The organism is Streptomyces sp. NPDC060002 (assembly GCF_042737245.1).
Taxonomy (GTDB): Bacteria; Actinomycetota; Actinomycetes; order Streptomycetales; family Streptomycetaceae; genus Streptomyces.
Genome location: NZ_JBHWUW010000013.1, coordinates 39,429 through 65,683 on the forward strand (window position 1 = coordinate 39,429; position 26,255 = coordinate 65,683).

Consider the following 26,255-nt stretch of genomic DNA (forward strand, 5'->3'; position numbering starts at 1 on the left):
GGCTCCCGCCCCCCACCGCGGGGGGGGGGGCGCCGCCGGCCCCGGCCTAATCGGGGGGGTCGCGCGACCCCCCCCCCCCCCCCCCGGCCGCCGCCCCCGGGCGGGCGGCCCACGACGACACCCGCGAGTCCCCGCGGCACGTCGATGGATGAGGCTTCTGACAGGTTGACGGACATGTCTCCTCCTTGAACTTGATTCGACTGTCCATGCTTGACTCATTCCGTGTCAATATTGATTGAATCAATGCACGCGTCTTGTGGATACGGTGACCTCCATGCGCGATCAGGAACCCGGACCCGGCCACCCCGAACGACGGCTGAGCACCAAGGAGGCCGCCGAACTGCTCGGTGTGAAACCCGAGACCGTGTACGCGTACGTCAGTCGCGGCCAGCTGAGCAGCCGGCGCACGCCCGGAGGCCGGGGCAGCACCTTCGACGCCCAGGAGGTCGAGGCGCTCGCTCGACGCAACAGGCGGGAGAGCAGCGGGAGTCCGGGCTCCGGGGCGGAGCTGTCCGTACGCACGCGCGTCACCTTCATCGACCAGGACCGCTACTACTACCGGGGCGTCGACGCGGTCGAACTGGCCTCCCGGCACTCCTACGAAGAGGTGGCGGAGTGGCTGTGGACGGGTCGGCTGCGGCCCGGCGTCACCTTCGCCGCGCCCGAGGCATCCGTCGAGGCCGCCCGACGCGTCGTCGAGGCACTGCCCGAACACACCGGTCCCACCGACCGGTTGCGGGTCGCCGCCGTCGCCGCCGCGGCCGCGGACCCGCTGCGGTTCGACCTGTCCGAGGACGCCGTGCTCGGCACCGCCCGCATCCTGATCCCCACCCTCGTCGCCGCCCTGCCCCCGAAGGTGCCCACGCACCGTGACGAGGGTCCGCTCGCCCTGCGTCTGTGGGGCAGGCTCAGCGGGCGGCCCGCCGAGAAGGCGCAACTGCGCGCCCTAGACATGGCGCTCGGCCTGCTCGTCGACCACGACCTGGCCGCCTCGACGCTCGCGGTGCGCGTCGCCGCCTCGGCCCGTGCGCACGCCTACGCGGCGGTCTCCGCCGGGCTCGGGGTGATCGAGGGACCGTTGCACGGCGCGGCCGGAGGGCTGGCCCACCGCCTGCTGCTCGAGGTGCTCGACATCGGCAGTGCCGCCCCGGTGATCGCCGAGGAGCTACGCGCCGGCCGCCGCATTCCGGGCCTCGGTCACCGGCTCTACCCCGGCGAGGACCCACGCGCGCGTGCCCTGTTCGCCCTCCTGGAGGAGATCCCCGCTGCCGGGCCGGCCCTCGCCGCGTCCCGGGACATCGTGGCCACGACCGCCCGCCACACTCCGCTGCACGCCAACGTGGACCTGGCGCTCGCCGTCCTCACCGTGTCCTGTGGCATGGGGTCATCGGCCAGTGAGACGATCTTCGCCGTCGCCCGTACGGCGGGCTGGATCGCCCATGCCCTGGAGGAGTACGGCGAGCGGCCCCTCAGGATGCGCCCGAGCGGACACTACGTAGGGCCCAAGCCACCCCAGCCGCTACCGAGGTAGGAAGACCGCGCAAGCCGTCGCGAGCGGGCCTGCATCACCGTCCGGGAGGACAGGACCGGCACCGCCGCGACCAGGGGCGCCACCCGCGCAGACCAGGGGCCCCTCTTCCTCGCGGCACGCGCACGCGTACCCGCACGGCCGAGCACCTGCCCCGGCCTGAAGTCGTGCTCCGGCAAGTCAGGTTAGGCTCACCTCTGTGAGTACGTGCACGACCGTCTCGCGGGATCTCGACGAGCCCATTTCCGGAACCGCGGCCACGGCAACGACCTGGCTCCTCCTGGAACAGCCCGGCCCCTGGGGTGCCAAAGCGCTGGTCTCGAGCCACCTGGACCCGGCTCTGGGCCGCGCCCTGGATGCCGCCGCGCAGGACACGGGCGTACGCGTCGCGCTCATCCGCCGACCCGGGCGCCACGCGGACTTCGGAGCGGCGCCCCTGCGACAGGTGTACGCGGCCCACACCGTCCCCGGCCGGGTGTGGCTGCGCAGCGCCACCACCCACGACCCGGGGCAGCTGCTGGACCTCGACTTCGCCGCGCTCGGCAGGGGCGACCACCGCACCTTCGACAGCGCGCTGCGGGGCGGGCCCCACACGGGTGACCCGCTCGCCCTCGTCTGCACCAACGGCAAGCGCGACCGCTGCTGCGCGCTCCTCGGCCGTCCGCTGGCCGCGGAGCTCGCGGCCTCGGGGGTGCGGGGTGCCTGGGAGGTCACCCATCTGGGGGGTCATCGCTTCTCCCCCACGCTGCTCGTCCTCCCGTACGGGTACGCGTACGGCCGCGCCCAGGCCCACACCGTCAAGGAGGTCCTGCACCGCGTCCAGGACGGGCGGATCGTCGTGGACGGGTGCCGCGGATGTTCGGCCTGGGAGCGGCCCGGACAGGCGGCGGAACTGGCGGTGCGCTCGGCGACCGGCGAGGACGCCGCCGAGGCGCTGCGCGTCGTCCGGACCACGGGCGGCGCACCGCGCTGGGAGGTGACCGTCGCGCACACGGACGGACGCCGCTGGCAGGTCGTCGTCGCCCAGGGCGCTTCGCTGCCGCCCCGGCCGGAAAGCTGTGGCGCCTCGGTCCTCGGTTCACCTGCGCGGATGGACGTGGTGGCGGTCCGCGAGCCGGCCGGGGCGGCCCTGGTGGGCTGACACGCCTCCGGACGCGATCCGGCCGCACCCCGCGCGGGCACGAGGGAATCGTTTCCTCTTGAGTCGGTCAAGAGATCCACATCACCCACCCCTACGGCTGCGCCGGTCCACCCACGTACCGTCTTGGGTATGAGCCCCACTCCCCCCGCCCGCCGTCTGCGCCTCGGAATGCCGCGGCGCATGTTCTCGCAGGTCCTGCTCATGCAGCTGACGATCGCCGCGGGGGTCGTGGTGCTGGCGACCGGGCTGTTCCTCGCCCCGCTCAGCGATCAGCTGGACGACCAGGCGATGCGCCGAGCCCTCGCCATCGCGCAGACCACCGCGGCGGTGCCGCAGTTCGCCGAGGACCTGCGGAGCACTCAGCCCTCGGTCGACGGACCGGTGCAGCGGGAGGCCGAACGGATCCGCGAAGCCAGCGGCGCGGAGTACGTCGTGGTGATGGATCTCCACGGCACCCGCTGGTCGCACACCGACCCCGAGCAGGTCGGTGGCCATGTGTCGACGGACCCGAGCCAGGCCCTGGCGGGCAGGGACGTCATGGAGATCGACAGCGGCACCCTGGGCCGCTCGGCCCGCGGCAAGGTGCCCCTGCGCGACGGCGACGACAGAATCGTCGGCGCGGTCTCGGTCGGTATCGAGTACGACAGCGTGCGCGCCCGCCTGATCCACGCGATCCCCGGACTGTTCGCCTACGCCGGCGGCGCCCTCGCCGTGGGCGCGCTGGCCGCCTGGCTGATCTCCCGGCGCGTCCAGCGCCAGACCCGCGACCTGGCCTTCTCGGACATCTCGGCGCTCCTCTCCGAGCGGGAGGCGATGCTGCACGGCATCCGGGAAGGCGTCGTCGCACTGGACCGTGCCGGCCGCGTCCGGCTGCTCAACGACGAGGCCCAGCGCCTCCTCGGTATCGGTGAGGAAGCGGTGGGCGCTTCGCCCGACGAGGCGCTCGGCGGCGGACGTACGGCCGATGTCCTGGCGGGCCGGGTGACCGGCACGGACCTGATCGCCGTCCGCGGACAGCGCGTCCTGGTCGTCAACCGCATGCCCACCGACGACGGCGGCGCCGTGGCCACCCTGCGCGACCGCACCGAGCTGGAGCAGCTCGGGCGCGAACTCGACTCGACGCACGGTCTCATCGACGCCCTGCGCGCCCAGGACCACGAGCACGCCAACCGCATGCACACCCTGCTGGGGCTGCTCGAACTGGAGATGTACGACGACGCGGTGGACTTCGTCGGGGAGGTCGTCGGCGATCACCGGGCGACCGCTGAGCAGGTGACCGAGAAGATCGCGGACCCGCTGCTCGCCGCTCTGCTGGTCGGCAAGGCGACCGTCGCGGCCGAGCGCGGTGTCGCCCTGTGGGTCTCCGACCGCACCCGGCTGCCCGACCGCCTGATCGACCCGCGCGGGCTGGTCACGGTCGTCGGCAACCTCGTGGACAACGCGCTCGACGCCGTCGCGGGCAAGCCGCACGCGCGCGTGGAGGTCGAACTGCGCACGGAGGGCCGTACCGCGGTCCTGCGGGTGCGGGACACCGGCCCCGGCATCCCGGCCGAGCAGCGCGAGTTGATCTTCACCGAGGGCTGGTCCACGAAGAAGCCGCCCGCGCACGGCAAACGCGGCATCGGGCTCTCCCTGGTGCGCAGGCTCGCCGAGCGGCAGGGCGGCCACGCCACGGTGGACGAAGCGACCGGTGGGGGCGCCGAGTTCACCGTCGTCCTGCCCGAGGCACTCACCGAGCCCGATCTGGAACCCGCCCTGGCCGCACCGGCGCAGAGCACGGCCGAGGAGGAGTCGCGATGATCGAGGTCCTGGTCGTGGACGACGACACCAGGGTCGCCCGGGTCAACGCCGCCTACGTCGAGAAGGTGCCGGGCTTCCACGTCGCCGGCGAGGCCCACAGTGCGGCCGACGCGCTGCGCCGGCTGGAGCTGCTGCCCCGCGTGGACCTGGTCCTGCTGGACCACTACCTGCCGGACGAGACGGGTCTTGAGGTCGTCCAGGAGATGCGCAGGCGCGGCCACCAGACCGACGTGATCATGGTGACGGCCGCACGGGACGTGACGACGGTGCAGGCGGCGATGCGTCAGGGCGCCCTTCAGTACCTGGTGAAACCGTTCGCCTTCGCGGGTCTGCGCGCCAAGCTGGAGGCGTACGCCGAGCTGCGCCGCACGCTGGACGGCGGCGGGGAGGCCGAACAGGCCGATGTCGACCGCATCTTCGGCGCGCTGTCCGCCCCCTCGGAGCCCGGTCTGCCCAAAGGGCACTCCCCCACCACCGCCGAACTCGTACGCCAGTCCCTGATGAACGCCGAAGGACCCTTGTCGGCCCAGGAGATCGCCGACCGGACCGGGGTGAGCCGCCAGACCGCCCAGCGCTATCTGAAGCTCCTGGAGCGCACGGGGCGGGCCCGGCTCACCCTGAAGTACGGCGACGCGGGCCGCCCGGAACACCGCTACGTATGGGCGACCCGCGCCTGAGGGCACGGTCCTCGGGGGCGGGGGAAGGAACCGTGCCCCTCCTGGGATACGGATCCCGGCCCGCCCTCTGCTCGACCGTCAGCCCACCGCCTTCTCGACGAACTCGGTCGTGTAGGTCTTGCCCAGGTCCACGTCGGCGTTCTGGATGTTGGGATTGAAGGCCTTGAGGACCTTCTCGACGGTCTCGGGGCCGTTCTTGGGCATCACGCCGTCGTTGGTGAACATCGGCAGCGTGTTCTTGATGGCCACCGAGTACAGCAGCTTGTTCCCCTGGGAGTAGTCCGTCGGCATCTTCTCGGCGATCTCGGCCGCGCTGTGGGTGGACATCCACTTGAGCGTCTTGACGAATGCATTGGCCAACTTCTGGACGGTGTCCTTGTGACTGTTGACCCAGTCCGTCTGCATGTACAGGCTTGACGAGGGATACGGTCCGCCGAGCGCGTCCTCGGATCCCTGCGGGGTGCGCATGTCGAGCAGGACCTTGCCGGCCTTCTTGTCCAGGATGGTCGCCACGGTCGGGTCGGTCGTCATGCCGCCGTCGATGGCCCCCTGCTGGAGCGCGGCGATGAAGGTCGGCCCCGCGCCCACGGCGACCGGGGTGAACTCGCTGACTTTCACGCCGTTCTTGACCGCGAGGTACTTGGTGAGGAAGTCGGTCGAGGAGCCGAGGCCCGTGACGCCGAGTTTCTTGCCCTTGAAGTCCTTCGGCGAGGTGATGTCGTCCTCCGCCTCGGTGGAGACGATCTCCACCTCACCGGGCGCGTGAGAGAACTGCACGACGGACTCGACCTCCTTGCCCTTCACCTGAAGGTCGAGGGTGTGGTCGTAGAAGCCGACGGCTCCCTGCACCTGGCCGGAGACGAGCGCTGTCTCGGCCTGGACACCGGCCGGCTCGCTCAGCATCTCGACGTCGAGCCCCTCGGCGTCGAAGTAGCCCAGGCGCTGGGTCAGCATGGCGGGCAGGTAGATGACCTTGTCCAGGCCACCGACCATGATCTTGACCTTGGTGCCCTTGCCGTCCCCCTTGCCTCCGGACCCCGTGGACGAGGTGCTCGCCGCGTCGTTGGCACAGGCGGTGAGCGTGGAGAGGGCGAGCAGGCCGGCGGCGGCCAGGGCCGTGTATCTGGCGGTTGTGCGCATGGCGGGTTCACGTCCTTGTGAGAGGGCGATGCGGGGTGGGGCAGGGGTGAGGGGAGGGGAGGGTGAAGGGAGGGCGGGTGAAGGGAGGGCGGCGCAACCGTCGACGGAAGGTCCCGAGGACCCCTTCGTGGAAACGGCTCCTCGGGGAAACGGCTCCTCGAGGGATCGTTCAACGAAGGGTCAGCTGTCGGAGCCCGACGGCTTCCACCGGAAGATGCGGCGCTCGGCGAAGGTCAGCAGGCCCTCCGCGACGAGAGCGACGACGGCGAGGATGACCATCGCGGCGTACACACCCGCCGCGTTGAACGTGCCCTGCGACTGCGCGACGAGCAGGCCGATGCCCTTGGTCGCCCCGATGTACTCGCCGACGATGGCGCCGATCAGGGCGAAGCCGAAGCTCACATGGAGGCTGGTGAAGATCCAGGAGGTGGCGGACGGGACGACCACCTGGAGCGTCACCCTGCGGTCGCTCGCGCCGAGAATGCGGGCGTTGGCGACCAGGTTGCGGTCCACCTCGCGGGCGCCCTGGAAGGCGTTGAAGAAGACCGGGAAGAACACCAGGACGACGGCCGAGGCGACCTTGGAGGCAGGGCCGAGGCCGAACCAGATCACGAAGATCGGAGCCAGCACGATCCTGGGTATGGAGTTGAGCACCTTGATGTATGGACCAAGGATGTCGGCGAGGAAGGTGATCCGTCCCAGTGCGATACCGCACACGACACCGGCGACCACACCGATGATCCAGCCGAGCAGTGCCTCGTAGAGCGTGTACCAGATCTGCTCACCCAGAGAACCGAGCGCGGTCCCGTGCGTCACCCAGGTCCAGATCTGGTCCCAGATCTTCGTGGGCATCGAGAAGTTGAAGGGATCGATGACCTTGGCCCGCGAGAACGCCTCCCACAGGGCGAGCACAGCCACCAGGAGCAGAACACGGGACGCCGTCACGACGGCCTTGCGTCTGCGAGCGGCACGCGCGCGCGAGTGGGCGCGGTCAGGTGCCTTGGCCGTGTCGACGACCGGCGTGCTGAGCACTTCAGGCGACACGGGCGGCACCTCTCTCGCGGGTGATGCGGACCTCTTCGCCGAGGGACTCCCAGATCTCGCGGTAGATCTCGATGAACCGCGGCTCCAGACGGACCGACTCGACCTTGCGCGGCCTCGGCAGGTCGATGTCGAAGACCTGCTTCACGGTGGCGGGGCCGGCGGTCATCACGACGACCCTGTCGGCCAGCGCGATGGACTCCTCCAGGTCGTGGGTGACGAAGACGACGGAAGCGCCCGTGCCCTCCCACAGCTCGAGGAGCTCGTCCGACATCAATGCCCTGGTCTGCACGTCGAGCGCCGAGAACGGCTCGTCCATGAGGAGGATCTCCGGGTCGTTCACGAAGGTCGCGGCGAGGGCCACGCGCTTGCGCTGACCGCCGGAGAGCTGGTGCGGGTAGCGGTCCTCGAAGTCGGTGAGCCCGACCCGCGCCAGCCACTCGCGCGCTTTCAGCTTCGCCTCCGCCTTGGGCACACCGCGAAAACGGGGCCCGGCCATGACGTTGGACAGGACCGTACGCCAGGGAAAAGTGGCGTCCTGCTGGAAGACGAAGCCGACCTTGTCACCGACGCCACGCACGGGCTGCCCGGCGACCATCACCTCGCCCTGGGTGGGCTCTTCCAGACCGCTGACCAGGGTCAGCGTGGTCGACTTGCCGCAGCCGGTCGGGCCGACGACGGCCACGAACTCGCCACGCCCGACAGTGAGGTCGAGTTCTCGCACGGCGGTGTGCGGGGCCCCCGACGGGGTCCTGAAGACCTTGCTCGCGCCCCGCAGCTCGATGGCGGGGCTGGTGTGTGCGCTCATGGCCGGGGACGGTAGAGGTGACCCGGGAGGCGCCATCAGCCTTCTGGCCGCATGCGCTTCTTTTGCTTGCAGTAGCCTGTTGTGCTCGTTTTGCTCCCGCTAGAACAGCGAAGCCGAAACACGGGCTTAACGCCTGCCTGGCCTTCACGGAGAGAGGCCCGATGATTGACGTCCTGGTGGTGGACGACGACTTCCGTGTCGCCGAGATCAACGCCAAGTACGTGGGAAAGGTTCCCGGCTTCCGGGTGGCCGCCCGCGCGCACAGCGCCGCCCAGGCGCTGGGAGCCATAGAGCGCGGAACCATCGACCTGGTGCTGCTCGACCACTACCTGCCCGACCAGACCGGCCTCCAGCTCATCCACCGCATGCGGGAACAGGGCCATCGGACCGACGTCATCATGATCACGGCAGCCGGCGACGTCACGACGGTCCAGACCGCGATGCGCCTGGGCGCCCTGCACTACCTGGTCAAACCGTTCACCTTCGCTGCCCTGCGCACCCGCCTCGACTCGTACGCCGCCCTGCGCCGCACGGTGGACCGGGTCGGTGGGCAGGGCATCGCCGGCCAGGAGCAGGTCGACCGGATTTTCGGCGCCCTGCGCACCGGGCCGGCGCCCTCGTCCCCCGGCCTGCCGAGCGGCCACTCGGAACCGACCACGGACCTGATCTGTGACGTTCTGCACCGGGCGAAGCACCCTCTGTCGGCCCACGAGGTCGCCGCCGAGACCGGCCTGAGCCGCTCCACCGCCCAGCGCTACCTCCGCCACCTGGAACAGGCCGGACGCCTGCACCTCTCCCTCAAGTACGGCGACACGGGCCGCCCGGAACACCGCTACGCCTGGGTGGCGCCGTAGCCGTGCGCCAGGACCCCGATACGCCAGGACCCCGATACGCCAGGACCCCGATGCGGTACGACGACGAGGAGTCGCCCGCTAGGCGGCGCCCGCCCCTGTCAGTGACCGCACCTCGGTCTCCGCGTGCTTGGCCTCGTCCGCGACCTCGGCCGAGGTGACCGTGCCGAGCCAGCCCGCCAGGAAGCCCAGCGGAATCGAGACCAGGCCGGGGTTCTGCAGCGGGAAGTACTGGAAGTCCACGCTCGGGAAGAGCGACTCGGGGCTGCCGGACACCACGGGCGACAACACGACCAGCGCCAGGGCCGGGACCAGCCCGCCGTACACCGCCCACACGGCGCCCCGCGTGGTGAAGCCCCGCCAGAACAGCGAATACATCAGGACCGGCAGATTCGCGGACGCCGCGACGGCGAAGGCGAGCCCGACCAGAAAGGCGACATTGAGATCGCGGGCCAGCAGGCCGAGGGCGATCGCGACGACGCCGACCCCCACGGCGGCGACCCGCGCCACCGCGACCTCGCTGCGGGGTTTGGCCTGCCGACGGCGCAAGGAGGCATACAGGTCGTGCGCCACCGACGCCGAGGAGGCGAGCGTGATCCCGGCGACGACCGCGAGGATCGTGGCGAAGGCGATGGCCCCCACGACCGCGAACAGCACCGCTCCGCCGGTGGAGTCGGCGCCGCCGCCCAGGTCGAGTGCCAGAAGTGGAACCGCCGTGTTCCCGGCCGCGTTCGAGCCGCGCACCGCCTCCGGGCCGACGATCGCGGCCGCACCGAAGCCGAGGACGATCGTCATCAGGTAGAAGCCGCCGATCAGCCCGATCGACCAGACGACGGACCGACGGGCGGCCTGCGCGGTCGGCACGGTGTAGAAGCGGGAGAGGATGTGCGGCAGCCCCGCCGTACCCAGCACCAGCGCGAGCCCCAGGCTCATGAAGTCGAAACGCGCGGTCCAGTCCCCCCCGTACTTCAGCCCGGGTGCCAGGAACGCGGCACCGTGCCCACTGCGCTCGGCCGCCGTGCGCAGCAACTGGTCGAAGTCACCGTGGAAGCGCATCAGAACGAGCACGGTCAGCGCCATGGTGCCGGCCAGCAGCAGAACCGCCTTGACGATCTGGATCCACGTGGTCGCCCGCATCCCTCCCAACGACACATAGATCACCATGAGCGCACCGACCCCGATGACGGCCCAGGACTGGGCCGCCTCGCCGGTGTTCCCGAGGAGCAGCGCGACCAGGCTGCCGGCGCCCACCATCTGGGCCACCAGATAGAGAACGGACACGGTGACCGAGGAGGTTCCCGCCGCGATCCGCACCGGCCGCTCGCTCATCCGCGCGGCGACCACGTCGGCGAGCGTGAACCGTCCGCAGTTGCGCACCAGTTCGGCGACGAGGAACAGCACCACCAGCCAGGCCACGAGGAAGCCGACCACATACAGCAGCCCGTCGTACCCGAACAGCGCGATGAGCCCGGTGACGCCCAGGAAGGAAGCGGCCGACATGTAGTCACCCGCGATGGCAAAACCATTCTCCATCGGGGAGAACAGCCGCCCGCCGACGTAGAACTCCTCCTCCGAACCATGGCGGTTGCGGCTCACCCAGGTCGTGATCCCCAACGTGACCGCGACGAAGGCGCTGAACAGCAAGAATGCCAGCGCCTGATGGTTGCCGGTCACGACGCACCGCCCTTTACTCCGCGAGTCAACTCCTGTGTGTCCCACCGCAGTTCGAGCGCGGCGCGATCCCGGCGCAGCCGCGCGTGCCGGGCGTAGGCCCAGGTGAGCAGAAAGGTGCTGAGGAACTGCCCCAGCCCGGCGAGCAGCGCCACGTTCACCGCGCCCACCACCGGCCGCGCCATCAGTCCGGGCGCGGTCGTAGCGGTCACCACATACGCCACGTACCAGACGAAGAACCCTGCTGCTGCGGGTACCACGAACCGCCGGTACCGGCTGCGTACCTCCTGGAAGGCCGCGCTGTGCTGCACCTCGAGGTAGATCTGAGCCGCTGCCCCGGTTCCGGTCTCCCGCCGACGTGCCGGGGGAACCTCGGGCCCAGGGGTGCTCGTGATGGCCGACTCGCCCCAGCCCGAGGCGAGCGCGTCGTACCACGGGTCCTCGTAGCGCACGTCCCCTGGCGCCTCGGCGTACGCCTGGCCCTGGCCTTGATGGTGTTCGTGCACGTGTGGCGTGGAGGCGCCGCCATCGGGACCGTCCCCGTCGGCGCGGGCCCGACCGTTGCTTGACTGCATGCCCAAGGATGGACAGAACGGGAAGATCCCCGACTATTGTTCCCCGAACACTTCACCCCATCAGGTGACCGACGCGCCGTTCACCCCGCGGGCGGCCGGACCAGCCCCTTCGCGTACGCGTAACGCACCGCCTGGGCCCGGTCCTTGAGCCCCGTCTTGGAGAACATGTTGTTGATGTGCGTCTTCACCGTCGCGGTGGACACGCTCAGCCTGCGCGCGATCTCCTGGTTGCTGAGCCCCTCGGCGATCAGCAGCAGCACCTCCGCCTCCCGTGTCGTGAGCCCGTCGGGGACGACGCGGGGCGCAGCCCGCTCCGGTTCGGGCGCCGACAGGCGCTCCAGCAGCCTCCGCTGGACGCTCGGCGACAGCCCCGCGTCCCCGGACAGCACACTGTGCACGGCCCGTACGATCTCGTCGCCGCCCGCGTCCTTGGTGAGATACCCCCGTGCGCCCGCTTTCAGCGCGGGGAACAGGGACTCGTCGTCCGCGTAGGTCGTGAGGACCACGACCTGTGTCCCGGGATACTCGGACCGGATGCGCCGGGTCGCCTCCACTCCGTCACAGCGCGGCATGCGCAGGTCCATCAGCACCACATCGGGAGCCAGTTCGGCGACGAGCCGCACGGCCTCTTCACCGTCCCCGGCGGCGCCCACGACCTCGACTCCCGGCAGCAGCCCGAGCAGCATCACGATGCCTTCCCGGACGACCGTCTGATCGTCCGCGACCACAACCCTGGCGGGCTCCCTCACCGCCTCCTCCGTCATACCGGAACCTTCAGCGTCACCACGAACCCTTCCTCGTCCGGCCCAGCAGCGAGGGACCCGCCCAGCAGTTCGGCGCGTTCCCGCATACCCAGCAGACCGTACCCGCCTCCGGCCCGGGCGAGTTCGCCCGGCGGACCACCCGAGTCCCGCACGTCCAGGGTCACTTCATGCCGGCCGTACTCCAGTCGCACACGCACCTTGGCTCCCGGTGCGTGTTTGCGAGCGTTCGTCAAAGCCTCCTGCGCAACTCTGCGCACGGCCTGCGACGCCTCGACCGGCAGCGGTCTGCGGTCACCCCCCACCGTGACCTGGGCACCGTCGGACATGCGGACGAGATCGGTCAGGAAGTCCTCCAGCGGGGTCAGTTCACCGCGCAGCGCGGAGAGCGACTGCCTGGTCTCCTCGAGGCCGTCGCGGGCCATCCCTCTGGCCGCCACCACCCGGTCGAGAATCTGCTCGCGGTCCGCGCCCCGCTCGATCAGCAGCCGGGCCGCCTCCAGGTGCACGAGCTGCGCCGAGAGACTGTGGGCCAGGACGTCATGGATCTCCCGGGCGATGCGGGCCCGCTCCGCGAGTGCGGCCGACTCGGCCTCGGCCGCGCGCGCGGCCCGCTCCTGGGTGAGCAGTCGCTGCGCGGTGCCTCTGGCTTCGGCGTCCAGACGCAGGGCGTATCCGGCGAGGGCCATGCCCCCGATGGCAGCGGCCGAGGTCACCCCCGAGTCGTCGTTGACCACGGCGAAGGCGGCGAACCCGACCGAAGCCGCCGGCAACGCCGCCCCCAGCGGCAGTCGCTCCAGTGCCACGATGGCGCACCCGCACCACAGGACCGTGGCTGGGGAGCGGAAGTCCGCTGCCTCGGCCCCGGCCGCCAGCCCCAGCAGCATGAGGAGAAGTGCCAGGGACGGCCACAGCCGGTGTCCGAGCGTCGTCCGGAACAGGGCCCACGCCAGCCCACCTGCCACAAGAACGCCACCGGCCCCGGCGACCGCGATCCACCCCTCGATGCGGCTGTCGTGGAAGGCGCTCCACAGGAGCGCGCCCAGGACCAGCAGCCTTACTGCCCAGGCCAGCAGCCGCCTGGGGCGCGAGACCCCTCTGGGGCCCAGCGCCTCCCGTGAGGGCCAGCGTGTCCAGACGTTGTCCGTCACACGCGCTCCTTCCACGGGGACCGCGGCACGTGGTCACCGTACGCCGTGGCGTGCGCGCGGGCCTGGTTCAGAGACTGAACGCGCCAGATCAGGATCTCGGAGCGGACCAGCAAGGTGGCCGCGAGTCCCAGCATCAGGGCCGCACCGTCCTGGCGGATGCCCAACAGTGCGCCGACCCCGAAGAGGCCCGCCCTCAGGCCGATGCCGGCTCCCCAGGCGGCCACGCTCGCTCTGGTGCTCTTGCTCCACACGGCGCCGTCCGGCTCCACCCAGATGCGGGTGGTCCAGGCCCAAGCGGCTCCCATGGCCAGCGCGACGAGCAGTTCGGCGCCGAGCACCAAGACCGACTCGCCGTGGTGACGGGCATCGAGGAGATCGGGTTCGCGCAGCGCTATGACGGCCAGGATTCCCGGCAGGAGCCACCATCGCCGGTCCGTGTCGATGCGGCTTGCGCGGAACTGCCGCACGATCACGAGTGCGGCCACAGCCACGATCACCAGTGCGTTGACGAGCCCGGACATCACAGCCTCCGTGAGCGGGAAGGGAAGGCCGGCAGCGAGTGCTGCCGACGCCTTCGACGCTACGGAAACACGGCGGTCCACAGATCGGAGCAGGGGTGGATCATGGGTGGATTTCCGGAGGCTTGGGTTCTCCACCCGCGGGTGGAGAACCCAAGCCGGACCTGCACGATCCGCCCGACCGGCACAGGACCGGGCCGAAGCTGCGAGACCCGGTCGGACCGGACGCAGTGGCTACGCGTCGATACGGGACCGGTCGAGCGTCGCCGCCGAGCTGGAGATGAACTCCTTGCGCGGCGCCACGTCATTACCCATGAGCAGATCGAACACCTGCTCGGCCGCCTCCAGGTCGGAGAGGTTGATCCGACGCAGAGTGCGGTGGCGCGGGTCCATCGTCGTCTCCGCCAGCTGGTCGGCGTCCATCTCGCCGAGACCCTTGTAACGCTGGATGGAGTCCTTGTACCGGACGCTCTTGCTCTGGAACTCCATCAGCTTGTCGCGCAGCTCACGGTCCGAGTACGTGTACACGTACTTGTCCTGGCCCTTCTTGGGCTGGACGAGCTCGATGCGGTGCAGGGGTGGGACCGCGGCGAACACCCGCCCGGCCTCGACCATGGGCCGCATGTAGCGGTGGAACAGCGTCAGGAGCAGCGTCCGGATGTGGGAGCCGTCCACATCGGCGTCGGTCATCATGATGATCTTGCCGTAGCGAGCCGCGTCGATGTCGAAGGTTCGCCCGGAGCCCGCCCCTATGACCTGGATGATCGCGCCGCACTCGGCGTTCTTGAGCATGTCGGTGACGGACGACTTCTGGACGTTGAGGATCTTGCCCCGGATCGGCAGCAGTGCCTGGAACTCGGAGTTCCGGGCGAGCTTGGCCGTACCGAGCGCGGAGTCTCCCTCGACGATGAACAGCTCGCTGCGCTCGACGTCGTCGCTACGGCAGTCGGCGAGCTTGGCGGGCAGGGACGAGGACTCCAGAGCCGTCTTGCGGCGCTGCGCGTCCTTGTGCTGCCGGGCTGCGATACGCGTCCGCGCGGCAGCGACCGCCTTCTCCATGACGACCCGCGCCTGAGCTGCGGCATCGCGCTTGGCGGAGGTCAGGAACGCCTTGAGCTCCCTGGAGATCACGGTGTTCACGATGCGCCGGGCCGCTGAGGTGCCGAGGACCTCCTTGGTCTGGCCCTCGAACTGGGGTTCGGCGAGTCGCACCGTGACGACGGCGGTCAGGCCCTCCAGAGCGTCGTCCTTCACGACGTCGTCCTCGGCTACGCGCAGCAGCTTCTTGGCGCGCAGCACCTCGTTCATCGTCTTGGCGATCGCCTGCTCGAAGCCGGCGACGTGCGTGCCGCCCTTGGGCGTGGCGATGATATTGACGAACGATTTCACGTTCGCGTCGTAGCCGGTGCCCCAGCGCAGTGCCACGTCGACGCCGAGCTCACGGGTGACCTCCGTCGGGGTCATCTGCCCATGCTCGTCCAGGACCGGGACGGTCTCCTTGAAGGTGCCCTGCCCGGTGAAACGGAGGACGTCGCAAACAGGCTTGTCGGTGGCCAGGTACTCGCAGAACTCGCTGATGCCACCGTCGAAGCGGAAGGACTCCTCGCCCTTGCTTCCGCCCTCGCCGAGGCCGTACTCGTCGCGCACGACGATGGTCAGGCCGGGCACCAGGAACGCGGTCTGGCGAGCGCGCTGGTGGAGGTTCTCCAGGGAGAGCTTGGCGTCCTTGAGGAAGATCTGGCGGTCGGCCCAGTAACGCACCCGCGTGCCGGTCCGGTTCTTGGCGACCCGCTTGATCTTCCGCAGGCCGCCCGGCTCGAACTTCGAGTCGGGGCCGTCCGCGGCGAAGGCGCCCGGAACTCCACGCCGGAAGCTGATCGCGTGGGTGTGGCCGCCCCGGTCCACCTCGACGTCGAGGCGGGCGGACAAGGCGTTGACCACGGAGGCGCCGACGCCGTGCAGACCCCCGGAGGCGGCGTAGGAGCCGCCGCCGAACTTGCCGCCGGCGTGCAGCTTGGTCATGACGACCTCGACGCCGGACAGACCTGTTTTGGGCTCGACGTCGACGGGGATGCCACGGCCGTTGTCACGGACCTCGACCGAGGCGTCGTCGTGGAGGATCACTTCGATGTGGTCGCAATAGTCGCCCAGGGCCTCGTCGACGGAGTTGTCGATGATTTCCCACAGGCAGTGCATCAGACCACGACTGTCGGTCGAGCCGATGTACATACCCGGGCGCTTCCGCACGGCCTCGAGCCCCTCGAGGACGAGCAGGTGCCGCGCGGTGTAGTTGGAACCGTCCCGGTCTGCTCCTGCCAGCAGCGCTGTGGACGGCACGGAGGTTTCGGCGGTCACGCGGTTCGCTCCTCGCTGAATTTCACTTGGGGCCCTTCTGGGTAAGGGCGCGGCTTGGGTAGCCGCCAAGAGGGTACCGAGGCCTGGTAGAGCCGTTGTAACGCCACCCTCGTCCGAAACTCAGACTAGTCCAGCGTCGCATGCGTGTTCGATCCCTCGATGGAGTGAAGTACATATCACGTTCCCTTCGGGGCATGAACCATTTAGGCTCCGGGCACGTCCTCATGAACAAACCGGCAAGCCGGCCGGGGAGGACCGAACCATGACCGACAGAGCAAAACCGTAAGCACCACAGACCACGCAATACGGCACATTCGCCGCCAAACCGGCAGCAGACGGCCACCTCGGAAAGATTTTTTCGAGGACAAGCCACGAGCGGGAACGTTTTGGGGCTGGTTGGATGTTGACCCTGGTACGACAGCTCGTCGAGCTAGAGAAGAGGCGACGTGACTACTGTTCTGACCCCCGCGAGCCCGCTGACGGCCGCAGACCGCTGCGACCGCTGCGGCGCCCAGGCGTACGTACGCGTCGTGCTGCTCAGCGGCGGAGAACTGCTCTTCTGCGCCCACCACGGCCGCAAGTTCGAGCCGGAACTCAAGAAGATCGCCGCTGAGATACAGGACGAGACAGAGCGGCTGACGACCGTTCCGGCCTCCAGTTCGGAAGAAGAGCACTGATCTGCGCGTCCACGACGAGCCAGAACCGGCACAGGCCGGTAGACGGGCGGCCGTCCCTGCTCCCAGGGGCGGCCGCCCGCTCTCATGGCAGCAAGCCGGCCACGCCGCGGCAGGACTCGCTCAGACGCCCTCAGAGGGCTTCATAGCGCCCTCCTGGCCCCGCGCCCAGCCCAGCGCCCGTACGGCGTCCGAAACGCGCGTGTAGACGCCCGGACTCCCCGGACGCCCACAGCCGCTGCCCCACGACACGAGGCCGATGAGTCGGCCCTGTGCGACCAGCGGCCCGCCACTGTCCCCCTGACAGGCATCGCGACCGCCCCGCATCTCCCCGGCGCACACCATGCTCCGCGCGTCGTAGGTGCCGTCGGAGGTACCGGGGTACGCCTGCTCGCACTCCGCGTCGGCCAGCACATGGACCCGAGCCGCTCGAAGGGTGCGGGCATACGCACCGAACCCGGTGGCGTCTCCCCAGCCGTAGACGACGGCGTCAGTGCCCGCCGCGTACGCCGAATCGCCCTCGCCGGCCATGCCGATGACCGCACCCGCAGGAAGTGGGTCGGCAAGGGTGAGTACGGCGAAGTCCCCGGCATTGCTGGAACTGTCATAGGCGGGATTCACCCACACGCTGCGCACGGAGACCTCCCGCCCGGTGTCGCTGTACAGGTCCGTACGGCCCGCGACGACCCTCAGGTCGGCCAGCTGCCCCGGCGGCGATCCCAGGACGTCCTCGCCCATACAGTGGGCCGCGGTGAGCACGGTGGACGGGCCGACCGCCACCCCTCCGCAGAACTGCCCGGAGCGCGTACCTCCGAACCGGTCACGACTGGACAGCGCGACCGTCCACGGGCTCTCGGAGACGTCGACCGGGAAGCCGCCCACGACAACACCGTCGGAGGCCGCCGGGGCGGCGGAGCCCAAGGGTATGGCCACCGCCGCGGCCGCCAGGATCAACGGCCGGGCCAGGGCCCGGACAAGGGGACGACGCATGCGCGCTCCTCACTCTGGAGTGACCGATGGACACCCAGAGTCATCCAAGGCGCGGCACCCCGCACCTGCGCCGACGCCGAAGGCCCGGCTCCCTCACGGGAGACCGGGCCTTCGGCGTCGTACGGCTGCGACCTAGTCGAGGTAGTCGCGCAGCACCTGCGAACGGGACGGGTGGCGCAGCTTGGACATGGTCTTGGACTCGATCTGGCGGATGCGCTCGCGCGTCACGCCGTACACCTTGCCGATCTCGTCGAGGGTCTTCGGCTGACCGTCGGTGAGACCGAACCGCATGGAGACGACGCCCGCCTCGCGCTCGGACAGGGTGTCGAGGACCGAGTGCAGCTGCTCCTGGAGGAGAGTGAAGCTGACCGCGTCGGCCGGGACCACGGCCTCGGAGTCCTCGATGAGGTCACCGAACTCGCTGTCACCGTCCTCGCCCAGCGGGGTGTGCAGCGAGATGGGCTCACGGCCGTACTTCTGGACCTCGATGACCTTCTCCGGGGTCATGTCGAGTTCCTTGGCCAGCTCCTCCGGGGTGGGCTCGCGGCCCAGGTCCTGGAGCATCTGGCGCTGTACGCGCGCGAGCTTGTTGATGACCTCGACCATGTGCACCGGGATACGGATGGTGCGGGCCTGGTCGGCCATCGCGCGGGTGATCGCCTGACGGATCCACCAGGTGGCGTACGTGGAGAACTTGTAGCCCTTGGTGTAGTCGAACTTCTCGACCGCGCGGATCAGACCGAGGTTGCCCTCCTGGATGAGGTCCAGGAAGAGCATGCCGCGGCCGGTGTAACGCTTGGCCAGAGAGACCACCAGACGGAGGTTGGCCTCCAGGAGGTGGTTCTTGGCCCGCCGGCCGTCCTCGGCGATGATCTCCAGCTCGCGCTTGAGCTTCGGCGCGAGCTTGTCGGCGTTGGCCAGCTTGTCCTCGGCGAACAGACCGGCCTCGATGCGCTTGGCGAGCTCGACCTCCTGCTCGGCGTTGAGCAGCGGGACCTTGCCGATCTGCTTGAGGTAGTCCTTCACCGGGTCGGCGGTGGCACCGGCCACGGCGACCTGCTGGGCGGGCGCGTCGTCCTCGTCGTCGTCGGAGAGGACGAAGCCCTTGTTCTCGGCCCCCTCCTCTTCCTCTTCGCCGGGCTTGGCGTCCTCGAGGACCTCGTCCTCGGCAACCTCGGCGTCGTCCTTGCCTGCGGTCTTCTTGGCCGCCGTCTTCTTGGCGACGGTCTTCTTCGCGACCGCCTTCTTGGCGGTCGTCTTCTTGGCCGCCGCCTTCTTGGCGGGGGCGGTTTCGTCTGCGGAATCGTCCACAGCAGGAGCGGCCGGGGTGGCCGGGGCGGCCGTGGCAGTGGCCTTCCTCGTGGTCACCGCCTTCGCCGCGACCGTCTTGGTGGCGGTGCGCTTGGCCGGACTCTTCGCTGCGACGCTCTTTCGGGTGCGCTTGGGCTCCGCGGCACTGACCATCAGCGTCACACCCTCTTCCTCGAGGATCTGGTTGAGGCTGCGCAGTACGTTCTTCCACTGAGTGGCCGGAATCTGGTCAGCTTCGAAGGCCCGACGCACATCGTCGCCGGCGATCTGCCCCTCAGCCTTTCCCCGCTCAATGAGCGCCATGACAGAGACGGACTCGGCGATCTCCGGCGGGAGCGTACGGGATGTGCTGGCCGACACGAACAACCTCTCGGAACGTTGGAAAACGGCTTTCGGCCCCGTCCGTGACGGACAGGAGCCGACCACCGGCCTGGGGGTGGCCGACGGCGCGGGCGGGGGCCGGGAGGATTAACAGCGCCTTGTACGGCGTCCGTATTCCCTCCGCGGCAGTCACCTCTTAGGTCATCGCGTTGTTTCCACAAGCGTTACGCCCAATCTTCGTGGCCCGAGTCACACCCCGTAAGCGTTCAAAAAAGGTCAGACGCGGGCAGACGAGGTCACCCGTGAAGCCTACCGGTGCCGCCGGGACCGGTTCCGCCACATCGACCGTCGGACCCCGCAGCCCCCGTGACGGGTTCTGCGGGGTCCGACGGGAGTGCGGGTGCAGAGGCCGAGGACGACGCGGGAGGGGGAAGACGTCCCCCGGCCGCTTCCCCGCGCGGTGCGGTCAGTGTTCGCGCGGCGCCGGCACGACGCGCTCCACCTCGGGATGAACGGTGAGCAGCTGACGCATGGCCGTCTCGGCCGCGGCGCCGTCGCCCGCCGCGAGGGCGTCGGCGATCCGGCCGTGGTGCCCCAGCGACGCGTCGTTCGGCCGGTCACAGCCCGTGACCGGGCCGCCGGAGACCTGGAGGGCGGACGACACGATCCCTGAAAGGTGTTCCAGCATGCGGTTGCCCGCGACCTGGATGAGCAGCGAGTGGAACTCGGCGTCGGCCCGGGAGTAGGTGAGCGCGTCGCCCTGCGCCGTGGCGTGCGCCATGATCTCGACCATGTCGGACAGTCGCTGCTGGATGTCGGCGCGTCCGTGCCCCGCGGCGAGGCGGGCGGCAAGCGGCTCGATCGTCCAGCGCAGCTCGCTCAGCTCGCGCCGTTGGTTGTCGCGCTGAGGGCCGAACGCCCGCCACTCGATGATGTCCGGGTCGAGAAGGTTCCAGTCGCTCACGGGACGCACGCGCGTGCCGACGTTCGGCCGGGCACTGACCAGACCCTTGGCCTCGAGGACACGCAGCGACTCGCGGACGACGGTGCGGGACACCTCGAACCGCTGACCGATCTCCTCGGGCACCAGCGGTCGGTCGGCGCCCAGATCGCCCGAGACGATCATCTGACCGAGCTGCTGGACGAGTTGGCCGTGCAGCCCGCGTCCGCGGTTGCCCGCGGTACGGCGGCCCACACGGCCCAGCTCGGGCTCCGGATCCCAGACGGGGGCTCCGGCACGTTCGGCCACAGGAGCCTCGGCGAAGGGGTAGCGGTCGAGTTCGCCCGGGCCGGAGAGACCGGAGTCGGTGGAGCGGGCGGCGGTCATCATGGTGTGCGCAAGGGTACTCACGGATCCTTTGTCGGCGCTGCTCCCAACTCCCTTGAGGTCTTTGGTGAAAAGCACACGAAAGGGTGATCGCTCACCCCGTCGCAATTGACGCCTTATCGGAAAGAAATGGGCTTTCTTCGGGGAGTTGCGCACACGCCGGGATCGGATCGGCCCGGACGGTGATCATCTGGCTCTGCTCCGCAGGGTCGTGAGCAGGTACGCGCACAGCAGGGCCGTCAGTGACAACGCCATTGCTCCGCCGACCGGTTGGGCGATCACGCGTGCCACGGCGTCCAGATAGCGCTCGCCGCCGAAGGGCCACTGCACCAGGAGCAGCTCGCGCAACCGCATCGAGAATCCGGCCGCCGTCCGCACGGACGCGCTCTCCACGGCCTTCTGTACGACGGGCAGGACGACGACGGGCATGGCGACCACCGCCGCCAGCCCGGCCGTGGTGGATCGGAAGACGCCGGCGGCCAGCACACCGGTCCAGGCGCAGCCCACCACGAGACCGATCCAGCTCGCGCTCAGCGAAAGCCAGCCCGCGGGAACCTGTGCGACCTCCCGTCCGTAGACGAGATAGAGCGCTTCGGCGTCGCATCCCACCGTGAGAATGGCCAGCATCAGTGCGGTGAGAGCGGCGACGAGGAGCTTGGCGGTGAGCACACCCAGCCTTCGGGGCACCGTACCCCGGTCCACGGCCAGGGCGGGGTGGCGGAACTCGTCTCCGAAGGCCAGCGCACCGAGCAGTCCCGCGCCGAGCGCCGCGGGCGGCAGCGGAAGCTCCGCAGGCCACGCGGCCAGCAGCCGTGCAGGCGCGGTGTGGCCCACGCGGGCCAGGAGTACGGCGGTGAGGGCGGAGACGACCAGGACCAGGGCACCGGTGGTGAATCCGGTGCCGATGCCGGTGGCGCGACGGAGTTCGTAGCGGAGTGGACGCAAGGGACTGGGGGCCGAGCGGACGGAGATGGGAGGTGGCAGGGCGGGCAGGGTGTCGACACCACGGGACGCGAAGGGTCGGGTGAAGCGCTGAGCCGAGGACATGACAGACGCGGCCGGGGAACAGGAGGCGGCGGGGCCCACACCGGAAGTGGTGCCGTCGGCGGTGTCGGTCTCTCCGGGCTGCCGGAGTTCGTTGAGGATCGCGCCTGTGGAGTCGTCCGGATCGCAGGCAGGGCGCCTGCCCCAGACAGTCAGGGACTCCGTCGTGTCCGGGGTCTCTGCAGCCCGACCCGCGACAGCCGGTGTGACGACACGGGACGGGGAGTCGCCATCGGAAGCCAGGATGACGTCGTGATGTGCCGCGTCGACCGGCCGGTACGGTGCTGGAGGCGGCGTCGATGCACCGTCGGGGCTGCATGGCGCGTCCGCGGTGCCTGTGTGCCGGGTTGCGCTCGCCACACGTGTGTCCTCCGGGACCCCCTCGCGATCCGTGTCCTGCTCGGAGGCGGCGATGGTGGCCGGTTCCCCGCCCCAGGAGTCCTGGCCCGCTTCCCCCGAAGGGCCCGGTCCTGCCTCGGAGTGCGTACGCCGTGGAGCCTCGACTCCCGCCCCCGGCCCCATGTCGCCCGTCTCGTCGGCGAGTTGGTGGACCAGGATGTCGTGCCGGAACGCCGTCTCGCCGACGTGGGCGCAGCTACTGCCGTACACGGAGAGCCGGTTGCCGCCCTCCTGCACCACCTCGACGGAGCGCTGCTCGGCTCGGGCCTCCCTGGCGAGCAGGGCGGCCAGGCGGACGGCGTGTGGGCTGCGGACGGCCACCCTGGGTCGCAGCCGAGTGCGGGCGAAGTCGGCGGCCTCCTGGTCGGCGACCAGTGTGCCCCGGTCCAGGGTGATGACCCGGTCGGCGGTGCGAGCCGCCTCCTTGGGGTCGGTCGTGGTCGTCAGAACGGTACCGCCCTGGTCCGCGTGGGCGCGCAGCATGCCGTGCAGCCAACGGTTCTCGCGCCCGGAGAGCCCGTCGGCCGGATCGTCGAGGACGAGGGTGTGCGGGTCCGCGAGAAGAGCGCAGGCAAGGCCCAGCCGCCGGTCCACGCCGCGGGACAGGGTGCCGAGGCGTTCGTCGCGCAGACTGACCAGGCCGACCACCTCGAGCACTTCGTCGGCCCGCCGCGCCGGCACCCCGGCGGCCGCGCACAGCATGCGCAGGTGGCCCCGGACCGTGCGGGCCGGGTGCCCCGGCACATCGCCGAGAACGACGCCGACCTCACGCGAGGGGTGAGCGATGCGGTGCAGCGGACGGCCTCGGAAGTGGGCGAGGCCGCGGCCCTGTTCGAGTTCGAGCATGAGTCTCAGCGCCGTGGTCTTGCCCGCGCCCCGCGCTCCGAGCAGCACGGTGACGCGGCCCGCGCGCGCCTCGAAGGAGACATCGTCGACGGCGGGCGGAAGCGCCTTGCGGGAGTTGCTGGTCAGTCCGAAGGCCTGGATCACCCGTAGCAAGATAGCGCGTTATATCCCTTTTTCCCGTTCACCGCACGGTGACGCCGTGCGGCCGGTCACGCAGCCGCGACCGACCGGTTCGGGATCCCTCTCCACTTGTCATGGGGCGCGGTCGGCCTGGTCACACCTCGGGCCGCAGCATCGGCGGGTTGAGCAGGGTGGCGCCGCCCGCCCGGAAGAGCTGGGCAGGGCGGCCGCCCTGCCGAGTGGTGGTGCCACCGGTGGGCACCAGGAAGCCGGGCGTGCCCGTGACCTTGCGGTGGAAGTTCCGCGGGTCGAGCGCCACGCCCCACACCGCCTCGTAGACCCGGCGGAGCTCGCCGACCGTGAACTCGGTGGGGCAGAACGCGGTCGCCAGGGACGAGTACTCGATCTTGGAACGGGCCCGCTCCACGCCGTCGGCGAGGATCTGGGCGTGGTCGAAGGCGAGCGGTGCGACCGGTTCCCCGTCACGGCCGTAGCCGCCATGCTGAAGCAGCTCCTCGACCGGCGCCCAACGCGCGTTGCTGGCGTCTCCGCCCGCTCGCGGCGCCGGCAGGTCCGGGGCGAGCGCCAGGTGCGCGACGCTGACGACCCGCATCCTCGGGTCGCGCTTGGGATCGCCGTACGTGGCGAGCTGTTCCAGGTGGGCACCGTTGTCGTGGGCCGGGGCCGAGGGGTCGTGTGCACGGAGTCCGGTCTCCTCGGCCAGCTCGCGCGCCGCAGCCTGGGTGAGGTCCTCGTCGGCCCGTACGAAGCCGCCCGGGAGCGCCCACCGCCCCTGGAACGGCGCCTCGCCCCTGCGCACCGCCAGCGCGCACAGGGCATGGCGGCGCACGGTCAGCACGACCAGGTCCACGGTGACGGCGAAGGGCGGAAAGGCTGACGGGTCGTAGGGCATGCGGCGATCATAGTCGTCTTCCTGACGATAAACACTCCCTTCGCCGGCCGCTTCGATGGCTGATCCACTTCGGTGTCGCCGGGCCGTCGTCGTCCACCCCGGCCGACGTCCGGAGCCGCGTCGTACGAGGTCACAATCCCCATTGCAGTCCGTCGGCCGCCTCCTCCACCATGGCGAGACCGAGCCGACTGACCCGTACGGAGAAGGGCGCGCCGTCGACCCGCAGTCCGGTCAGGCGGATCTCCCCCAGGGGCGCGCCACGCAGGGGTCGCAGGGTGACGGTTCTGGCCGGAACGTCGGGCCGGACGCCGGCCAGGGTGGCCAGCAGCAGCACACCGGCCGCCGCCGCGGTGGCGGCGGGACGACAGGCGGCCGGATGGGGAAGCGGGGCTTTCCCATCACCCCGTTTCTCCCCCGCGTACATCTCCGGGAGCCGATGCCCGAAGGCTTCGGCCGCCGTCAACAGGCCTCGCAGCAGCGCGGCGCTCTCCTTCTCGTAGCCCGCGGCGGCCAGGCCGGCCACGGCGATGGCCGTTTCGTGGACCCGGACGGCACCGCTGCGGTGGCCGAATGGGTTGTAGCCGACCTCCTTCGCGCCGAGGCCACGGAGTCCCCAGCCCGAGTCCATGACGGGGCTGCCGAGCAGCCGGGCGAGTTGTTCGGTCTGCACCCGGTCCAACAGCCCGGGGGCGTGGGCGCCACCGCCCAGCAACCCGGTGTCGAGGAGGTGGACGGCCGTCGCACAGAGCTGGGGCAGCGGTCGCCCGTCCGGGGTACGGGCGGTGGCGGGTCGGCCGCCTCCGGGATCGTCGATCCAGAAGTCGCGCCGGAAGGTGGCGCGCAGCTTCCGGACCCACTCCCGCAGCCCGTCCCCGCCCGGTCTGCCACAGGCGTCGAGCAGGTCGGCGCCGAGCAGTGCGGCCCGGTGGGCGTGGGCCTGAGTCTCGCAGCGGACGGGACCACCGGGCTGGGGGTCGCTGAGGTAGGGCCCCTCGCCGACCGTCGTACGCAGCCAGGTCAGGCAGCGCTCGGCCGCCGGCAGCAGTTCCTCCGTGTCGTTGTCGGGCAGCCCCCATCGGCGGGCCTCCGCGAGGAGCACCGGGAAGAGCAGTGTGGCCTCGGTGCCCGTACAACCCGGCGGAAGGTGCGCGCCCGCGTCCCGCCGGGGGCCGGGGATCATGCCGCACCGTGGCCCCGGAGCCGTGATCTGTGTACGGGCCAGGGTGCGCAGCGTGCCCGAGGCCAGGCGGGTCCCGAGAGGCAGTGTCATGCGGGCCGCGGCGAGCGCGTCCGCCGGTGCCAGACCGCAGCGCCACGGCGCCCCTGCCGCGAGGTGGGTGTCGGCGGGGTGCGCCGGGTCTCGCACCAACAGGGCCTGAAGATCCGCGACGCTCGTCGCCATCAGCGCCGGGACGCGCGGATCGTCGCCCGTCGCCTCCGCCGGGGCCAACGGGCTCGTGGCCGCCCGCCCCACGGCTCGGACCGGTCCCGCACCGTCCAGGCGGACCCTCAACTCCACACGGACGGTGCCGCCGGGAGGCACGTCGAAGTCCCAGCGCAGCAGCCCCGCGGAGGCGATCGCGTCGGCCGGGGGCGGGTCGGCCGTGACGCACGAGGCCCCTGCGGCGCAGGACCACCGCAGACCGGAATCGTGGACGCTGGCGGCCAGTTCGGGCCCCACGGTGCCGGACGCGATCGCCCCCAGGTCGGCCAGATCGGCGCCGAGTGCCACCTCGACCGGGAGGCGCAGCGGCCGGGCGGCGGCGCTGTGCAGCGTGATCACTTCTGTACCGTCCGCGGAGCGGGTCCGCTCGACGACGATGTCCGGGTCCGGGCCGCCGTGCGGTGTGACACGGAGCGTGCCGACGAAACGGGCCCGGTCGGCCGAGGTCATCCGGGCCTGGACCGCCAACGGTTCGCGTCCCGCCACCCGCACCTGGCAACGGGACAGGATGCGCCGGCCCGCCCGGTAGAAGCCCTCCAGCCCATGTCCCGTCAGCTGCCCCTGTTCCGTCGAGATGGCGAGGCCCGGCAGGGCGACGCAGATCATCGCCGTGTGGGCGGGGGGCAGGCCGACGGAGCGAGGCTGGGTCGGCGTCCCGGGCGGTGTCCCGGCGCCTCGGGACGGGGGTGGCGGCGGGCGACGCCCTGTGCCGACCGCCGGGAAGGCGGACGTGCCACGGATGCCCGGACCGGCGGACCGGCGCGGGCCTCCTTCCGGCCCGACGAGCGGAGAGGGTGGCCAGGTGCGCCGGCCCTCGCCCGGAAGTCCGGCCCGCTGCGGGCCGGGCCC

Annotated in this window: 22 protein-coding genes; 7 read left to right on the forward strand and 15 right to left on the reverse strand. The window is 70.6% G+C overall.

Annotated elements, in window-relative coordinates:
* Positions 1-274 precede the first annotated feature (274 nt).
* The 4 genes from ACFWBD_RS14695 (at position 275) to ACFWBD_RS14710 (ending at position 5,146) form a co-directional block, all read left to right on the forward strand.
* The gene (locus tag ACFWBD_RS14695) at positions 275-1,531 is read left to right on the forward strand and encodes a citrate/2-methylcitrate synthase (protein ID WP_385666901.1); all 1,257 of its coding nucleotides are present in this window, start codon (positions 275-277) and stop codon (positions 1,529-1,531) included.
* Positions 1,532-1,727: 196 nt separating this feature from the next.
* Positions 1,728-2,669: a sucrase ferredoxin gene (locus ACFWBD_RS14700; protein ID WP_385666903.1), complete on the forward strand. Its 942-nt coding sequence runs from the start codon at positions 1,728-1,730 to the stop codon at positions 2,667-2,669.
* A gap of 129 nt (positions 2,670-2,798) precedes the next feature.
* Positions 2,799-4,469 (forward strand): ATP-binding protein, encoded by a 1,671-nt coding sequence (locus tag ACFWBD_RS14705; RefSeq protein ID WP_385666905.1) that lies wholly within the window; start codon positions 2,799-2,801, stop codon positions 4,467-4,469.
* Positions 4,466-5,146, forward strand: coding sequence for a response regulator (locus ACFWBD_RS14710; RefSeq protein ID WP_385666907.1), 681 nt, complete (start codon positions 4,466-4,468; stop codon positions 5,144-5,146). Before ACFWBD_RS14705 ends, ACFWBD_RS14710 begins: the two co-directional genes overlap by 4 nt.
* Positions 5,147-5,224: 78 nt before the next feature.
* Here the strand turns inward: ACFWBD_RS14710 and ACFWBD_RS14715 are convergent, their stop codons facing one another.
* From ACFWBD_RS14715 to ACFWBD_RS14725, 3 genes are all read right to left on the reverse strand, one after another.
* On the reverse strand, positions 5,225-6,286 hold the full coding sequence (locus ACFWBD_RS14715) for an ABC transporter substrate-binding protein (RefSeq protein WP_385666908.1): 1,062 nt from the start codon (positions 6,284-6,286) through the stop codon (positions 5,225-5,227).
* Positions 6,287-6,466: 180 nt separating this feature from the next.
* Positions 6,467-7,330 (reverse strand): ABC transporter permease, encoded by an 864-nt coding sequence (locus ACFWBD_RS14720; RefSeq protein WP_351766243.1) that lies wholly within the window; start codon positions 7,328-7,330, stop codon positions 6,467-6,469.
* Complete coding sequence (locus ACFWBD_RS14725) at positions 7,320-8,135, reverse strand: ABC transporter ATP-binding protein (RefSeq protein ID WP_385666910.1); 816 nt, start codon at positions 8,133-8,135, stop codon at positions 7,320-7,322. The genes ACFWBD_RS14720 and ACFWBD_RS14725 overlap by 11 nt, the downstream gene beginning before the upstream one ends.
* 161 nt (positions 8,136-8,296) lie before the next feature.
* Between ACFWBD_RS14725 and ACFWBD_RS14730 the strand changes: the two genes are divergently transcribed.
* Positions 8,297-8,989, forward strand: a complete 693-nt coding sequence (locus ACFWBD_RS14730; protein ID WP_385666912.1) for a response regulator — start codon at positions 8,297-8,299, stop codon at positions 8,987-8,989.
* Between the two features lie 78 nt (positions 8,990-9,067).
* On the opposite strand, the gene ACFWBD_RS14735 is transcribed toward ACFWBD_RS14730, so the two are convergent.
* The 6 genes from ACFWBD_RS14735 to ACFWBD_RS14760 form a co-directional block, all read right to left on the reverse strand.
* On the reverse strand, positions 9,068-10,660 hold the full coding sequence (locus ACFWBD_RS14735) for a cation acetate symporter (RefSeq protein ID WP_385666914.1): 1,593 nt from the start codon (positions 10,658-10,660) through the stop codon (positions 9,068-9,070).
* Positions 10,657-11,232 (reverse strand): DUF485 domain-containing protein, encoded by a 576-nt coding sequence (locus tag ACFWBD_RS14740; RefSeq protein WP_385666916.1) that lies wholly within the window; start codon positions 11,230-11,232, stop codon positions 10,657-10,659. The genes ACFWBD_RS14735 and ACFWBD_RS14740 overlap by 4 nt, the downstream gene beginning before the upstream one ends.
* Before the next feature lie 80 nt (positions 11,233-11,312).
* Positions 11,313-11,996 (reverse strand): response regulator, encoded by a 684-nt coding sequence (locus ACFWBD_RS14745; protein WP_385666918.1) that lies wholly within the window; start codon positions 11,994-11,996, stop codon positions 11,313-11,315.
* Complete coding sequence (locus ACFWBD_RS14750) at positions 11,993-13,144, reverse strand: sensor histidine kinase (protein ID WP_385666920.1); 1,152 nt, start codon at positions 13,142-13,144, stop codon at positions 11,993-11,995. Before ACFWBD_RS14750 ends, ACFWBD_RS14745 begins: the two co-directional genes overlap by 4 nt.
* Positions 13,141-13,665 carry a DUF1453 domain-containing protein gene (locus ACFWBD_RS14755; RefSeq protein WP_385666922.1) on the reverse strand — a complete coding sequence of 175 codons (525 nt, stop codon included), beginning with the start codon at positions 13,663-13,665 and terminating at the stop codon, positions 13,141-13,143. Before ACFWBD_RS14755 ends, ACFWBD_RS14750 begins: the two co-directional genes overlap by 4 nt.
* Before the next feature lie 231 nt (positions 13,666-13,896).
* On the reverse strand, positions 13,897-16,017 hold the full coding sequence (locus tag ACFWBD_RS14760) for a type IIA DNA topoisomerase subunit B (protein ID WP_385666924.1): 2,121 nt from the start codon (positions 16,015-16,017) through the stop codon (positions 13,897-13,899).
* A gap of 446 nt (positions 16,018-16,463) precedes the next feature.
* Between ACFWBD_RS14760 and ACFWBD_RS14765 the strand changes: the two genes are divergently transcribed.
* Positions 16,464-16,694, forward strand: a complete 231-nt coding sequence (locus tag ACFWBD_RS14765; RefSeq protein WP_385666926.1) for a hypothetical protein — start codon at positions 16,464-16,466, stop codon at positions 16,692-16,694.
* A 120-nt stretch (positions 16,695-16,814) separates the two neighbouring features.
* Here the strand turns inward: ACFWBD_RS14765 and ACFWBD_RS14770 are convergent, their stop codons facing one another.
* Both ACFWBD_RS14770 and ACFWBD_RS14775 read right to left on the reverse strand, forming a co-directional pair.
* Positions 16,815-17,681: a serine protease gene (locus ACFWBD_RS14770; RefSeq protein ID WP_385666928.1), complete on the reverse strand. Its 867-nt coding sequence runs from the start codon at positions 17,679-17,681 to the stop codon at positions 16,815-16,817.
* 132 nt (positions 17,682-17,813) lie between these two features.
* Positions 17,814-19,352 (reverse strand): RNA polymerase sigma factor, encoded by a 1,539-nt coding sequence (locus tag ACFWBD_RS14775; protein ID WP_385666930.1) that lies wholly within the window; start codon positions 19,350-19,352, stop codon positions 17,814-17,816.
* Here ACFWBD_RS14775 and ACFWBD_RS14780 point away from each other — a divergent pair.
* Positions 19,294-19,464 (forward strand): hypothetical protein, encoded by a 171-nt coding sequence (locus tag ACFWBD_RS14780; RefSeq protein WP_385667049.1) that lies wholly within the window; start codon positions 19,294-19,296, stop codon positions 19,462-19,464. The two genes, ACFWBD_RS14775 and ACFWBD_RS14780, sit on opposite strands and share 59 nt — an antisense overlap.
* A gap of 315 nt (positions 19,465-19,779) precedes the next feature.
* Here ACFWBD_RS14780 and ACFWBD_RS14785 read toward each other — a convergent pair whose 3' ends face one another.
* The 4 genes from ACFWBD_RS14785 to ACFWBD_RS14800 all read right to left on the reverse strand — a co-directional run bounded on the left by ACFWBD_RS14785 (position 19,780) and on the right by ACFWBD_RS14800 (position 26,012).
* On the reverse strand, positions 19,780-20,664 hold the full coding sequence (locus ACFWBD_RS14785; RefSeq protein WP_385666932.1) for a FadR/GntR family transcriptional regulator: 885 nt from the start codon (positions 20,662-20,664) through the stop codon (positions 19,780-19,782).
* Positions 20,665-20,826: 162 nt separating this feature from the next.
* The gene (locus tag ACFWBD_RS14790) at positions 20,827-23,073 is read right to left on the reverse strand and encodes an ATP-binding cassette domain-containing protein (RefSeq protein WP_385666934.1); all 2,247 of its coding nucleotides are present in this window, start codon (positions 23,071-23,073) and stop codon (positions 20,827-20,829) included.
* A 130-nt stretch (positions 23,074-23,203) separates the two neighbouring features.
* On the reverse strand, positions 23,204-23,962 hold the full coding sequence (locus tag ACFWBD_RS14795; protein WP_267021135.1) for an NUDIX hydrolase: 759 nt from the start codon (positions 23,960-23,962) through the stop codon (positions 23,204-23,206).
* 130 nt (positions 23,963-24,092) lie between these two features.
* Positions 24,093-26,012, reverse strand: a complete 1,920-nt coding sequence (locus ACFWBD_RS14800; RefSeq protein ID WP_385666936.1) for a glycogen debranching N-terminal domain-containing protein — start codon at positions 26,010-26,012, stop codon at positions 24,093-24,095.
* Positions 26,013-26,255 lie beyond the last annotated feature (243 nt).